10 protein-coding genes are annotated in these 13044 nt (G+C 72.6%); 4 read left to right on the top strand and 6 right to left on the bottom strand.

Annotated elements, in window-relative coordinates; genetic code table 11:
• Positions 1-39 precede the first annotated feature (39 nt).
• From BX266_RS11680 to BX266_RS38530, 3 genes are all read left to right on the top strand, one after another.
• Entirely contained in the window at positions 40-345 is a 306-nt protein-coding gene (locus BX266_RS11680; RefSeq protein WP_099899133.1) for an antibiotic biosynthesis monooxygenase, read from the top strand.
• A gap of 169 nt (positions 346-514) precedes the next feature.
• Positions 515-778, top strand: coding sequence for a 30S ribosomal protein S20 (gene rpsT, locus BX266_RS11685; protein ID WP_099899135.1), 264 nt, complete (start codon positions 515-517; stop codon positions 776-778).
• A gap of 436 nt (positions 779-1214) precedes the next feature.
• Positions 1215-1682: a DUF732 domain-containing protein gene (locus tag BX266_RS38530; RefSeq protein ID WP_180290461.1), complete on the top strand. Its 468-nt coding sequence runs from the start codon at positions 1215-1217 to the stop codon at positions 1680-1682.
• A 127-nt stretch (positions 1683-1809) separates the two neighbouring features.
• On the opposite strand, the gene holA is transcribed toward BX266_RS38530, so the two are convergent.
• Positions 1810-2805: a DNA polymerase III subunit delta gene (gene holA / locus BX266_RS11690; RefSeq protein ID WP_099899137.1), complete on the bottom strand. Its 996-nt coding sequence runs from the start codon at positions 2803-2805 to the stop codon at positions 1810-1812.
• 113 nt (positions 2806-2918) lie between these two features.
• On the opposite strand from holA, the gene BX266_RS11695 reads away from it, so the two are divergent.
• A complete protein-coding gene (locus BX266_RS11695; RefSeq protein ID WP_099899139.1) occupies positions 2919-3182 on the top strand; it encodes a hypothetical protein in 264 nt (87 codons plus the stop codon).
• A gap of 100 nt (positions 3183-3282) precedes the next feature.
• On the opposite strand, the gene BX266_RS11700 is transcribed toward BX266_RS11695, so the two are convergent.
• The 5 genes from BX266_RS11700 to leuS form a co-directional block, all read right to left on the bottom strand.
• Positions 3283-6102 (bottom strand): ComEC/Rec2 family competence protein, encoded by a 2820-nt coding sequence (locus BX266_RS11700; protein WP_099899141.1) that lies wholly within the window; start codon positions 6100-6102, stop codon positions 3283-3285.
• 244 nt (positions 6103-6346) lie between these two features.
• Complete coding sequence (locus BX266_RS11705; protein WP_259464659.1) at positions 6347-7123, bottom strand: ComEA family DNA-binding protein; 777 nt, start codon at positions 7121-7123, stop codon at positions 6347-6349.
• Between the two features lie 554 nt (positions 7124-7677).
• Positions 7678-8646 carry a DegV family protein gene (locus BX266_RS11710; RefSeq protein WP_099899143.1) on the bottom strand — a complete coding sequence of 323 codons (969 nt, stop codon included), beginning with the start codon at positions 8644-8646 and terminating at the stop codon, positions 7678-7680.
• 118 nt (positions 8647-8764) lie between these two features.
• Positions 8765-9532 carry a hypothetical protein gene (locus BX266_RS11715; RefSeq protein ID WP_099899145.1) on the bottom strand — a complete coding sequence of 256 codons (768 nt, stop codon included), beginning with the start codon at positions 9530-9532 and terminating at the stop codon, positions 8765-8767.
• Between the two features lie 346 nt (positions 9533-9878).
• Positions 9879-12752, bottom strand: coding sequence for a leucine--tRNA ligase (gene leuS, locus BX266_RS11720; RefSeq protein WP_099899147.1), 2874 nt, complete (start codon positions 12750-12752; stop codon positions 9879-9881).
• Positions 12753-13044 lie beyond the last annotated feature (292 nt).

The raw sequence follows: 13044 nt of genomic DNA on the forward strand, positions 1-13044 counted from the left end.
GGCCTTCCCGCCCGAGCGGGTGTGCGGGACGATCGCCGCATGATCTTGGAAAGCGCCCTGCTCGACGTCCGTCCCGGCCAGGAGGACTCCTTCCTCGCCGCCTTCGCCGAAGCCCGCCCGCTGATCACCGCCCAGCACGGGTTCCGCTCCCTGGAACTGCGGCGCTGCCTGGACGACGGCAGCACCTCGCGGTTCCTGCTGCAGGTCGGCTGGGACACCCTGGAGGACCACACCGAGGGCTTCCGGCGCTCCCCCGAGTACCAGCGCTGGCGCGAACTGCTGCACCACTACTACGACCCGTTCCCGGTGGTCGAGCACTACGGCGAGCCGCTGCTCTCCGCCTGACGGGGCGCCGGTCGCGAGGTGGTGGCGGCGGTCCGGTTTGGGCGGGCCGGGGCCGCCCTGGTAGCGTGGGCGGCTGCACTCCGCCATCGGCATGCCCTCTCAGCAGGTCCGAACGGCAATCGGGTGCAACCCGTCGAAGCAACGATTCACACAGACTGAGGCTCACTTCGTGGCGAACATCAAGTCCCAGATCAAGCGCAACAAGACCAACGAGAAGGCGCGCCTGCGCAACAAGGCCGTCAAGTCCTCGCTGAAGACCGCTCTGCGCAAGGCCCGCGAGGCCGCTGCCGCCGGTGAGACCGAGAAGGCCGTTGTGCTGGCCCGCGCCGCCTCCAAGGCCCTCGACAAGGCCGTGAGCAAGGGCGTCATCCACAAGAACCAGGCCGCCAACAAGAAGTCGGCGATCACCAAGCGCGTCAACGTCGCTGCCTGATCCTGGTTCTTCCCGCACGGCCCGCGGGCCGTGCACCCGGTGCTCCGGCACCGTCCCGGACGGCGTGCACCAGCGGCCCTCTACCCGCCACCGCCGACCACAGCTCCCGGAAACCCCGGCCCTCTACCCGGAGTTCCGACGAGCAGCATGATCCGTACCGCACGCGGCCTGCGTTCGCCACGCGGGTGCGGTACTCCAGCTTCAGCCACTGCCCGCCCGGTCTCACCGGGCGGGCAGTGCGCATTTCGGCCCCCGGAGCCGGTGAGCTCCCGCGGGGCGTGCACCGGGGGTACCGGGTCCAGGCCGGTCGGGCTGGCTGGACGGCCAGGCGGGCGGGCTGCCGGGCCGCCGGGCTGGGCAACAGTGCCGCTCCCTGGCGGTCACAGCAGCGTCACAACGGCCGCAACGCTTCCGGGGCCGTGGAAGCGTGGGCGTCATGCGTCTGAGACTCATTGCGGCCGCCGGCTTCACCGCCGTCGCCCTCCTCACCCTGACCGCCTGCAACGACGACGGCAGCGACACCGCCGCCGGCAGCAGCGCGGCCGGCTCCCAGTCCGCTGCGCCTGCGCCTGCCACCAGCTCGGCGGCTCCGGCCAACAGTGCTTCCGCGTCGAGCGCAGCTTCCTCCACCGCACCTGCCGCGGGCGGCAGCGTCCCTTCGCCCAACGCCGCCCAGACCGCCGGTCTGCTCGCCGGGCTGAAGGCGATCAACCCGGCCCTCGGGACGGATCAGGCCAAGGCCGTCAGCGCCGCCCGCAACGTCTGCCAGGAGATCAAGGCGGGCAAGGACATGGCCACCGTCACCAGCAACGCCGCCCAGCGGTTCAGCGGCGGCAGCGTCAACCTCACCCCCGACGACGGCATCGCCATCGTCGCCGCCATCAAGGTCTCCTTCTGCATGTAGTCGGGACTTAGCGGCGTCAACGAGCCCCCGAGACAACGTCCTCGGGGGCTCGCCCGTGCCTGCCCACCGCCCCGGCATCCCTCCCTGACGGTCGGTCAACTGCCGTGCTCGCGTGCTCGGTAGCGGACTAGTACGGCCGGGAGCCGGCCCGGGAGGCGCGGGCCACGGCGACCACTGCGCGCTCCAGGGCGTACGCGGGGTCGTCGGAGCCGCCCTTCACCGCGGCGTCGGCCTCGGCGACTGCGATCAGGGCGGCGGCCACGCCGTCTCCCGTCCAGCCGCGCATCTGCTGGCGGACCCGGTCCACCTTCCACGGCGGCATGCCGAGTTCGCGCGCGAGGTCGGCTGGCCGCATGTTTCGGCCTGCACTGGCGAGCCGGCCGATGCTGCGGACGCCGGACGCGAGGGCGTAGGTGATACCCGTCGGCGGCTGGCCGACGGCCAGTGCCCAGCGCAGCCGCTCCAGCGCCTCGGCGGCCCGGCCGGTGACGGCGAGGTCGGCCACCTCGAAGCCGGTCGCCTCGGCCCGCCCGCTGTAGTACTTGGCGACCGCCGTCTCGTCGATCGGGCCCTCGATGTCCGCCGTCAACTGGCTGCACGCGGCAGCCAGTTCCCTCAGGTCACTGCCGAGGGAGTCCAGCAGGGCCTGGCACGCCTCGGGGCTGGCAGCCCGGCCGAGGGTGCGGAACTCGCCGCGGATGAACGCCAACTTCTCGCTCGCCTTGGTGAGCTTGGCGCACTGGACTTCCCGTGCCCCCGCCTTCTTCGCCGCGTCCAGCAGGCCCTTTCCCTTGGCGCCGCCGGCGTGCACCAGCACCATGATCACTTCTTCGACGGGCGAGTCCAGGTAGGCCTTGATCTCCTTGACCGCGTCGGCCGCGAGGTCCTGGGCCGCCCGGACCACGATGACCTTCTGCTCCGCGAAGAGCGAAGGCGTGGTGAGTTCGGCCAGTTGGCCCGCCTGCAGCGCGCCGGGGGCGACGTCCCGGACGTCGGTATCCGGGTCCGCCGCCCGCGCCGCGCTCACCACCTCGGCAACTGCGCGGTCGAGCAGCAACTCCTCCTGGCCGACCGCAACGGTCAGCGGGGCGAGCAGGTCGTCGGGTGCACTCTTCCTGGCCATCGCCTACCAGGATCGCATGCCGGGCCGACAGCACCGTCCCGCCTCGCGCCCCGCTTCCGGTGCCGGGGAGGGGCCGCCTCCGGGCCCTCCCCCGGCCTGGGCAGAATGATGGCGTGATCGAGAACAATGACCGTCAGTTGCTCGTCCTCCCCGACCGCGATGCGGCCGAGGAGATCGCCGAGGACCTGAGCGCACGCTGGCCCGAGCTGGGCGCCGTGGAGATCGTCCGGGACTCCCTCGCCGGGGAGGACGACGCCGAGGACGCCCAGTGGCTGGTGGTGGTCGAGGCCCCCGAGGACGGCGGCTGGACCGCACAACTGCTCGCCGACCTCGACCGCCTCGTCGCCGAACAGGACGGGTGGCGGGAACAGGACTGACCGGTGCCCCGGCCCGGTGCCGGGGACGCCGTTGGCCCCGCCCGAGCGAGGTCGGACCCCACTCGCTCGGGCGGGAGACCGGTCGCTGCCCCGCCGGACGTCAGCGGGTCGACCGCAGGTGGGTCGCCACCGCCAGCGTCCGGGCATCGCCCAGCACGGCGATGTCACCGGATCGGTCGGTGCGGACCACTGTTGCCCCGAGCGCCTTCAACCCGGCCACGGTCTGCGGGGCCGGGTGCCCGTACGGGTTGCCCGTGCCGCAGGAGATCAGGGCCAGTCGGGGGTGCAGCGAGGCCATCAGCGACCAGTCCTGGTTCGCCGACCCGTGGTGCGCCACCTTGAGGACATCGACCACCCCCGGTCCGGCCGCCGGAACGCCCGCCGAGACGACAGCAGGTACGGCGCCAGGGACGGAGGCGGGGACGGAGGCGGGGACAGCGGCGGGATCGCCCCTTCCCCGAGCGGCTGTTGACTTTGCGTCAGGCGGCGGGCGGGCCCGCGGCGGGGTACCGAGTGCGCCGAGGTGCAGCACAGCGGCCTGGGCCGGTGGCTCCAGGTCTCCGAGCAGCGCCACCCGAAGCGCGGTGGCGGGCGGGCCCAGGGTGGCGAGGATCGCGATGCTGGAGTTGTTCGGCCCGGCTGCATCGGGCTCGGGCGTAGCGGTCGGCCAGAGCACCTGCCAGCCGAGGCGCGCTCCGGCGGTGCGCTGCTCGCCGCGCTGGGCTCGCATCACCGGGATTCCTCCGGCGGCTGCCCAACGGAGCACCCGAGCCCGCTCGCCGTCCGGCTCGTCCAGGGTGGTCACCTCGATCGCTCCGACCGCCCGACCGCGCAACACCCCCGGGATCCCCTCCGCGTGGTCGGCGTGGAAGTGGGTGAGGATCAGCACGGGCACCCTGGTCACGCCGAGATCCCGCAGGCAGGCGTCGGCCGACTTGGCGTCAGGCCCGGCGTCCACCACCACGGCGGTGCCGGGTTCGACGGGGAGCACCGTCATGTCGCCCTGGCCGATGTCGCACATCGCCAGCCGCCAGCCCGTCGCCGGCCAGCCGGTCGCCAGACGGACGACGGACGGTGGGCGCAGGAGCACCAGCGGCAGTGCGACGACGACCGTGAGTGCGACCAGCACCCGGGTGCGTCGCCGTCGGGCCCGGTGCCTGGCCAGTAGCGGCGGCACTGCCCAGGCCAGCGCCACGATCACCACCACGAGCAGTACCGCACCGTACGGCCCCGCCGGCCACGCGAGTTCCGCGCCGGGCAGTTCCGCGCCCCGCCGCGCAACGGTGGCGAGCCAGCCGACGGGCACCGCCGCGAGATCGGCCAGGAATCGGGCGGCCCCCGCCGAGAACGGCGCGATCGCCAACGCGCCGAACCCGAGCAGGGTGGCCGGGGCGACGGCGACCTCGGCCAGCAGGTTGCAGGGAATCCCGACCAGGCTGACGCGCGGAGCCAGCAGGACGGTGACCGGGGAGCAGAAGGCCTGCGCCGCGGCCGTGGCCCCGACCGCGGAGGCCAGGTGGTGCGGCCAACGGCGGGCCCGGAGGGCGGCGGTCCAGCGCGGACCGAGGATGAGCAGCCCGGCGGTGGCCAGCGCCGACAGCAGGAACCCGTACGAGCGGGCCAGTTGTGGATCGACCAGGACCAGGATGAGTACTGCGCCGGCCAGGGTGGGCACGCCCTGCCGGGGTCTGCCGGTCGCCAGGGCGAGCAGCCCGAGCAGCCCGGTGGCCGCGGCCCGGAGCACGCTGGGGTCGGGACGGCAGATGGTGACGAAGGCCAGGGTCAGGCCGGTGCCGAGGAGTGCCGTTGTTCGGAACGAGAGGCCGAGCACTCCGGCCAGGCCACCCCGGGCAGGCGCGTCGGGTTCGGTGGGCGTGCCGCCCACCAGGACCGCCAGGATGATCGCCAGGTTGGCGCCGCTGACCGCGACCAGGTGACCGAGGTCGGTGGCCCGGAAGGCGTCCGACAGGTCGTCGGGGAGCCTCGACACATCGCCCACCACCAGCCCTGGGAGCAGGCCGCGCGGATCCGACGACAGGTGGTCGCACGCGTCCCGCAGCCCTTTGCGGAGCCGGGATGCGAGGCGCTGCGGGAGGTCGGGCGGCGCAAGGACGCGCGGTTGCCCCTGCGGCGCGAGCAGGGCCGCGGTGTCGGTGCGGGACCGCCCGCCGGCAGCGGACCCGTCCTCCTGGCGGTCCGGCAGCACTTCTGCTTCGAGGGCGAGTTCGGTCGAGGGGATCAGTTGCTGCCACTGGTAGGGGTCCTGGGATCGGACGAGCAGGGTGACGGGCGTCCGGGTGGCAACGGACGGAGCGCGGACGGTCGGGGTGAGGGGCGTCGGTCGGACTCTGGTGACGAGGGCGGAGATGGTGAGGGTGGGCCGGGACAGACCGGTGCCCTGGGCATGCGCACCGTGCGGTTTGGGGTCGCCCGTGATGGTCAACTCCACGGCGACTCGGGGATTGGCGGGCTTCTCCTGGGCCGGCAGCCGGCCTCCCGGCTCTTGCCCGCCAGGCTCCGGCTGATCGGCGCGCTCCGGCTCGGACTGCTGGGCGGTGCTCCCGGGGCGACCGGGCACCGGAGCTGGTTCCGGCTCTTCTCGGCCGGGCGGTTCAGGTGGCCTGGCGAGCGCCGGGAGCGGGCCGCGGTGCAGGTCTGCGGTGTGGAGGACGGTGGTGGTCGTCGCTGCGGCGGCCGTCAGCAGGACGGCAGCAGTCAGACGATGGACGGAGGGTCTGGGGCCTTTCGGGGTGAGAAGGACGAGGGCGGCCGCGGCGGCCACCGACGCGGCCACGAGCAGCAGCGGGTGACGGCGCGGATCGACGCTCAGGACGGCGGCGGCCACCGCCCAGGCGGTGACCGCGGGGAGGAGGAGCCGGTAGTCGGTCCGGTCTTGGACAGTTGAAGGCGGGGCAGGCATCGCGACACCTCCTCTCGGCAGTGGCGGCGGACAACCTCGGTTCTTCGGGCTGGAGTTGGCACCGGTGGCATTGCGAGGGGCGCAACTCCCGGACAGAGCGTCGGTCCGCAGCGGGCAGCCAGGAGACCGCACGCCGCGGCAGGGCCTACAGCATGGTCAACCTCCGTTCAGCAGTCGACAGTTCGGCTCCGTCGCGTCCGCGGGGAGGGTGCGCCGGAGGTCAGCGGGAAGGGTGCCGCCGAGGTCAGAGGGTCAGTAGCGGTTTGAGGTCTTCGTACTTCCGCGCACCGATGCCGGAGACGTGGCGGAGGTCGTCGAGGGACTGGAACGGGCCGTGGGTGAGGCGGTACTGGAGGATGCGTTGGGCCAGGGCGGGGCCCACGCCGGGGAGGGAGTCGAGTTGTTCGGCGCTGGCGCGGTTGAGGCTCACCGGCCCGGCGGGGGCGCCCGGGGCGCCGCCGGGCGGGCTGTCGATGCCTACCAGGATCTGTTCTCCGTCGGTGAGTGGGCGGGCGAGGTTGAGGGTGCCGGTGTCGACTCCGGGGAGCGCACCACCGGCGGAGGTCAGGGCGTCGGCGACCCGTGAACCTGCGGGGAGGGTTCGTAGGCCCGGGTGTTGGACCTTGCCGGCGATGTCGATGACGAGGGACGGTCCGGCGGGGTGTACGGGTGCGGCTCCTTCCGTGATCGCGCCGGCGGCGGATTCGGCCACGGCGATGGCCGGGACGGGTACGGGGTGCGGGCGACCCAGCCAGAAGTGCTGGACGGCGTAGCCGATGGCGAGGACGAGCAGGACGGTGAGGCCGAGGACGGCCCGGCGGTCGAGAGCGAGAGCGGCGGGGAGGCGGAAGCGCAGCGGCAGTCGCGGGTGGGTGGGGTGGGGCGCGGCGGCGAGTCTCGGAGCTCGCGGAGGATCGGGCTCGGCGTGCTCGAGGTCCGACTCGATGTCAGCCCAACTGTCCTCCGGGAAAACGGGTGTCGACGGTCGGAGGGGCGTTGCGGAGGCATCGTGCTCGGGCACTGGTCCCGGCGGGTCCCGCTCCGGAGCCGCGCTGGGCCGCGGACGGTCCGGGACCGACCGGGCTTCTTCCAACTCGCGGCCCCCTGCCGACCGTGCCGGCACTCCGTACATCGCCAGGACGCGTGCCGACGACATCGCCTGCAGTGGTTCGGGGTCGGGTGGCAGCAGCGGACCCGCCGGTTCGGTGGAAGACCGCAGCGCATCGGCTGCCGGCCCACTGCCGTGCCCGAACAGTTCGACAGCGTCGGGGCCGGCCCTCGGCACGAGCCGCACCGCAGGCTCGTCCGCGGTCTCGCCGACGGTCTCGGGCGCGGTCTCGGAGGGCGGCTCGGGATCGCAGGTATCGCCCGCTGGCATGGGCGGGAAGATCAGGCCGAGACGGGCTCGGGTCGTCAGGGCGACCTGGCGGCGACGGGCCTGGGGAGTGGTGATGGTCCTCATGGCGAGGACAGTAGGACGACTCCGGGGACGCGTCGGAGAATTGGTCCGCCCCTGTGGACAACTCGGGGGTGTGGATAACTCTTGTCATTCGAACGAGTGAGTTTGACGGGCTCTCAGCTCGGGCCGGTGGCCACCGGCGACACCACGACGGCCAGCAGGCCAGGGCCGACGTGGGCTCCGATGACGGCGCCCACCTCACTGACGTAGAGCTCCTGCAGACCGGGAACCCGCTCCCTGAGCCGTTCGGCCAGTTGTTCCGCTCGCTGTGCGGCGGCCAGGTGGTGCACGGTGATGTCCACCGCCTCCGCCCCGGCTCGCTCGACCGCGATCTCCTCGAGCCGGGCGATCGCGCGAGACGCGGTGCGGACCTTCTCCAGCGGTTCGATCCGGCCGCCCGCCAGGTGCAGCAGAGGCTTCACGGCGAGCGCGGACCCGACGAGCGCCTGTGCGGTGCCGATCCGGCCCCCGCGCCGCAGGTGCTCCAGGGTGTCCACGTAGAAGAAGCCGCTGGTGCCGGCCGCGCGACCCTCTGCCGCCGCCACCACCCGGTCGAGCTCCGACTCGGTGTCGACATCAGCCACACCGCCCGAATCTCCGCCCGCCGCGCCGCCGGCCACCGAACCGGCCCGGGAAGCACCAGATGCATCGGCGTCGGCGTGCGCGTCGTCCAAGGAGCCGGCCAGTTCGGCCGCGGCCAGGACGCAGCTTCCCAAGGCCATGCCGACGAGCCTGCTGTCGACCACCCGAACCGGGATCGGCGCGGTGGCGGCGGCCAGGAGGGCGGCCTCCGCGGTGCCGGAGAGTTCTGCCGACAGGTGGACCGAGACGATGCCGCGCGCGCCGGCTTCGGCCGCGGCCCGGTACGCGGCGGCGAAGGTCTCGGGGCTGGGCCGGGACGTGGTCACCCGCTGCTTCGAGCGCAGGGCCTCGGCGACGTCCCTCGGCGAGATCTCGATGCCTTCGACGAAGACTTCGTCACCGACCGCAACGCTGAGCGGCACCACCCGGATGCGGTGCCGCTCGACCGCCTCCAGAGGTAGATACGCGGTGGAATCCGTGACAAGTGCGAGGTGGCCGGGCATGAGCCGGAGGTTACCTGCCGCGGGGCCGCGAGGACAGCGCCTGACATTCGATGGTTTGGCCTTCGCGACAGCGGGTAACCCCTCTGCACACGGACAGCGACCACCTCGTGACGCGGGGTCAGGGGCGGTTGGGTCCCGCCGGGTTCGGCTTGCGGAGACGGTCGGCGAGGCGGGAGAGCGGCTCGGCGGCCAGCCCGAGCAGTTCGTCGGCACTGCTCTGGCGTGCTGAGCCGAGACCCTTTCGACCGTCGGGGCTGCCCTCCGCGCTCGCGGAGGAGTTCTGCGCGGACTGGCCGGTGGCGGACTCGAAACCGTGGTCGGCGGCGGGCTCGGCCGGGGTCCAGTGCCGCAGGGCTCCGGCCTCGTCCTGGCACTCCTTGCTCAGGCGGGCGAGCTCGTCGTCGGCGAAGCGGCGCATACGGTCCTGGGCAGCCCATCGCAGGGAGTCGGCGGCGTGGGTGATCCGCTCGGTGCGCTCACGCAGTTCGGGGAGCTTGGCGGCGACCCGGCTGTTGTGGGGCTCACGCTCGATCAGGCGCAGTTCGGCGTCGAGTTCGGCTGCGTGAGAGTCGAGGCGGGCCAGCAGTTGCAGGGCGTCGCCGAGCTGACCGTCCTGCGGGAGGCCGGCCTGCAGGACCTGGCGGGTGGAGTCCAGGCCGGTGCGCAGCGACAGCCGGAGCGCGGCGATCCGGCCCTGGTCGCCGGGCTTGGCGATGCTCTTCGCCTTCAGGGTGGCGTTCTCCACCGCCCGCTGGGCGGTGGCGCTGTGCCGCTCCACCTTGGCGGCCACCGCCTTCGCCGCCTTGACCGTTCCGACCACGGCCATCACCAACAGCGCCACCCCGAACAACGCGACCAGCGCAACCACGACACCGAGCGCTTCCATCGGGAGCCCACCTTCCGCCCGTGACCGGCCCGGGACCGCCCGACGCGGTCCGCTCTGTCCGCCGGGTCTCCACCGTAGCCCGGTACGGCCTCGGGCAGCAGGCCGTGGACGCCTCTTCCGCCGGAGATCAGGGGCGGCTCAGGGATAACCCGCACGCGATCGCCCGGGGGCCACTACGACGGTTCGAGCGTCGGACCGTCTCCCCCGCGCTCGGTCGACGACCAATCCGAGGATCGGAGCCACCTTGTTCACCACCGTCCGGAATGCCCTCCGCCCGTTCACGAGAAAGGCGACGGGCCGGCCACCCCGCAATGGGGGCGACCGGCCCGGCCCGGCTGACGTGTCGTCAGCCGGTGACGATGTTCACCAGTTTCGGCGCGCGGGCGATGACCTTGCGCACCGTCGCGCCGCCGATGGCGGCGACCACGGCGGGGTCGGCCAGCGCCAGCGTCTCCAGCTCGGCGTCCGAGATGGACGGCGAGACCTCCAGGCGGGCCTTGACCTTGCCCTTGATCTGGACGACGCAGGTCACGGTCTCGTCGACCACGTACGCCGGGTCGGCCACCGGGTAGTCCGCGAAGGCCAGCGACTGCTCGTGGCCCAGGCGCCGCCACAGCTCCTCGGCGATGTGCGGTGCCAGCGGGGCGATCAGCAGCACGATCCGCTCGGCGACCGACCGCGGCGTGGAGCCGCGCTTCACCAGGAAGTTGTTCAGCTCGATGGCCTTGGCCACGGCGGTGTTGAACCGCATGCCGGCCATGTCGCCGCGAATGCCGTCGATCGCCTTGTGCAGCGCACGCAGCGTGGCCTCGTCCGGCTCCTCCTCGGTCACCACCAGCTCGCCGGTGACCTCGGAGACGATGTTGCGCCACAGCCGCTGCAGGAAGCGGTAGGAGCCGACCACGGCGCGGGTGTCCCAGGGACGGGACACGTCCAGCGGGCCCATCGCCATCTCGTACAGGCGCAGCGTGTCCGCGCCGTACTCGTCGGCGATCTCGTCGGGCGCGACCGCGTTCTTCAGCGACTTGCCCATCTTGCCCGCCTCGCGGCGGACCGGCTCGCCGTCCCAGAAGTACTGGCCGTCGCGCTCCTCGACCTCCGCCGCGGGCACCGGGAAGCCACGGGCGTCGCGGTACACGTCGGCGGTGATCATGCCCTGGTTGAACAGCTTGTGGAACGGCTCGACCGAGGACACGTGGCCCAGGTCGTGCAGCACCTTGTGCCAGAAGCGGGCGTACAGCAGGTGCAGCACTGCGTGCTCGGCGCCGCCGACGTACAGGTCGACGCCACCGGCCGGCTTCTCGGCCGTCGGGCCCATCCAGTAGGCCTCGTTGGCCGGGTCGACCACCGAGGTGGAGTTGACCGGGTCGACGTAGCGCAGCTCGTACCAGCACGAACCGGCCCAGTTGGGCATGGTGTTGGTCTCGCGGCGGTAGGGCTTCAGACCGTCGCCCAGGTCCAGCTCGACGTTGACCCACGCCTCGTTGCGGGACAGCGGCGTCTTCGGCGAGGACGCGGCGTCGTCCGGGTCGTAGGTGTGCGGCGAGTAGTCGTCCACCTCCGGGACCTCGACCGGCAGCATCGACTCGGGCAGGGCGTGCATCGCGCCGGTCTCGTCGTAGACGATCGGGAACGGCTCGCCCCAGTACCGCTGGCGGCTGAACAGCCAGTCGCGCAGACGGAAGTTGACGGTGCCTTCGCCGATGCCCTGCTCGGCCAGCCAGTCGGTGACCCGGGCCTTGGCGTCGACCACGGACAGGCCGTTCAGCGAGATGCCCTCGCGCTCGGAGTTGACCAGCACCGAGTCGTAGGTGTCGAAGGCGTCGTCCCAGCCGTGCGGGTCCTCGCCACGGCCGTCGGTCGGCCGGACCACGCAGCGCATCGGCAGGTTGAAGGCCTGCGCGAAGGCGAAGTCGCGGCTGTCGTGCGCCGGGACGGCCATGATCGCGCCGGTGCCGTAGCCCATCAGCACGTAGTCGGCGATGAAGACCGGGATCTGCTCGCCGCTGACCGGGTTGGTCGCGTAGGCGCCGGTGAAGACGCCGGTCTTCACCTTGGCGTCGGCCTGGCGCTCCACGTCGGACTTGGCGGCGGCCGCAGCCCGGTAGGCGGCAACGGCGTCGGCCGGGTTCGCCGCGCCACCGGTCCACTCGTCACGGGTGCCGGCCGGCCACGCGGCGGGGACGATGGCGTCCACCAGGGCGTGCTCGGGGGCCAGCACCATGTAGGTGGCGCCGAACAGGGTGTCGGGGCGGGTGGTGAAGACGGTGACGGTGTCCCCGTCGACTGCGAAGTCGACCCGGGCGCCCTCGGAGCGGCCGATCCAGTTGCGCTGCTGCAGCTTGATCGCCTCGGGCCAGTCCAGCAGGTCCAGGTCGCTGATCAGGCGGTCCGCGTAGGCGGTGATGCGCATCATCCACTGGCGCAGGTTCGACTTGAACACCGGGAAGTTGCCGCGCTCGGAGCGGCCGTCCGCGGTGACCTCCTCGTTGGCCAGCACGGTGCCCAGCCCGGGGCACCAGTTGACCGGCACCTCCTTGGAGTAGGCCAGCCGGTACTCGCCCAGCACCTCGTCGCGCTCGACGCCGGACAGCTCGGCCCAGGCGCGACCGCCCGGCACCTCGCGCTCGCCGGACTCGAACCGGGCGATCAGCTCGGCGATCGGGCGGGCCTGGCCGGCGGCCTCGTCGTACCAGGAGTTGAAGATCTGCAGGAAGATCCACTGGGTCCAGCGGTAGTACTCGGGGTCGATCGTGGAGATCGAGCGGCGCGAGTCGTGGCCCAGGCCCAGCCGGCGCAGCTGGCGGCGCATGTTGGCGATGTTGTCCTCGGTGGACACCCGCGGGTGCACGCCGTGCTGCACGGCGTACTGCTCGGCGGGCAGGCCGAACGCGTCGTAGCCCAGGGTGTGCAGGACGTTGTGGCCGTTCATCCGCTGGTAGCGGGCGTACACGTCGGTGGCGATGTACCCCAGCGGGTGGCCGACGTGCAGGCCCGCGCCCGACGGGTACGGGAACATGTCCATGATGAAGCTGTGGGGCTTCGCGGCGACGGCCGATCCGTCGGCCAGCGGGCCGGTCGGGTTGGGGGCGTTGAACGTCCCCTCCTTCTCCCACAGCTCCTGCCAGCGGGACTCGATCTCGGCGGCCAGCGCGGCGCCGTAGCGGAAAGGCTCGGTGGCGGCTTCGGCCGCGCCGGAAGCGGGGGTCGTCTCGCTCATGGTCCTTCGGGCTCCATCGTCATCAGTCAGCGAACAGGCCGTAGAAAGCAGAAAGCCCCTCCGCAGGAGGGGACGCCACGCCGACTCCGGCACTCCGGCCGGTCCTTGTCAGCGCGGCCGGCTAAGAAGCAGGCGCACGGTTCGCATGGGCTCAGGGTACCGCACCCCTTCAACCCGCTTTCGCGTCCGCGCGTGGGCCCCCCGCGTCCGCGTGTCAGTCCGCTGCGCCCTCAGCTCGGTCCCTCCCCGGCGCGCTGCCGGGCAGCCGCCCTCCGCGCCCTCGCCCGGCTGC

Source organism: Streptomyces sp. TLI_171, from assembly GCF_003610255.1.
Lineage (GTDB): Bacteria > Actinomycetota > Actinomycetes > Streptomycetales > Streptomycetaceae > Kitasatospora.

Coding starts and splice junctions, on each gene's coding strand:
- BX266_RS11680 (WP_099899133.1), top strand. CDS start 40: ATGATCTTGGAAAGCGCCCTGCTCGACGTCCGTCCCGGCCAGGAGGAC.
- BX266_RS38530 (WP_180290461.1), top strand. CDS start 1,215: ATGCGTCTGAGACTCATTGCGGCCGCCGGCTTCACCGCCGTCGCCCTC.
- holA (WP_099899137.1), bottom strand. CDS start 2,805: ATGGCCAGGAAGAGTGCACCCGACGACCTGCTCGCCCCGCTGACCGTT.
- BX266_RS11700 (WP_099899141.1), bottom strand. CDS start 6,102: ATGCCTGCCCCGCCTTCAACTGTCCAAGACCGGACCGACTACCGGCTC.
- BX266_RS11710 (WP_099899143.1), bottom strand. CDS start 8,646: ATGCCCGGCCACCTCGCACTTGTCACGGATTCCACCGCGTATCTACCT.
- BX266_RS11715 (WP_099899145.1), bottom strand. CDS start 9,532: ATGGAAGCGCTCGGTGTCGTGGTTGCGCTGGTCGCGTTGTTCGGGGTG.
- leuS (WP_099899147.1), bottom strand. CDS start 12,752: ATGAGCGAGACGACCCCCGCTTCCGGCGCGGCCGAAGCCGCCACCGAG.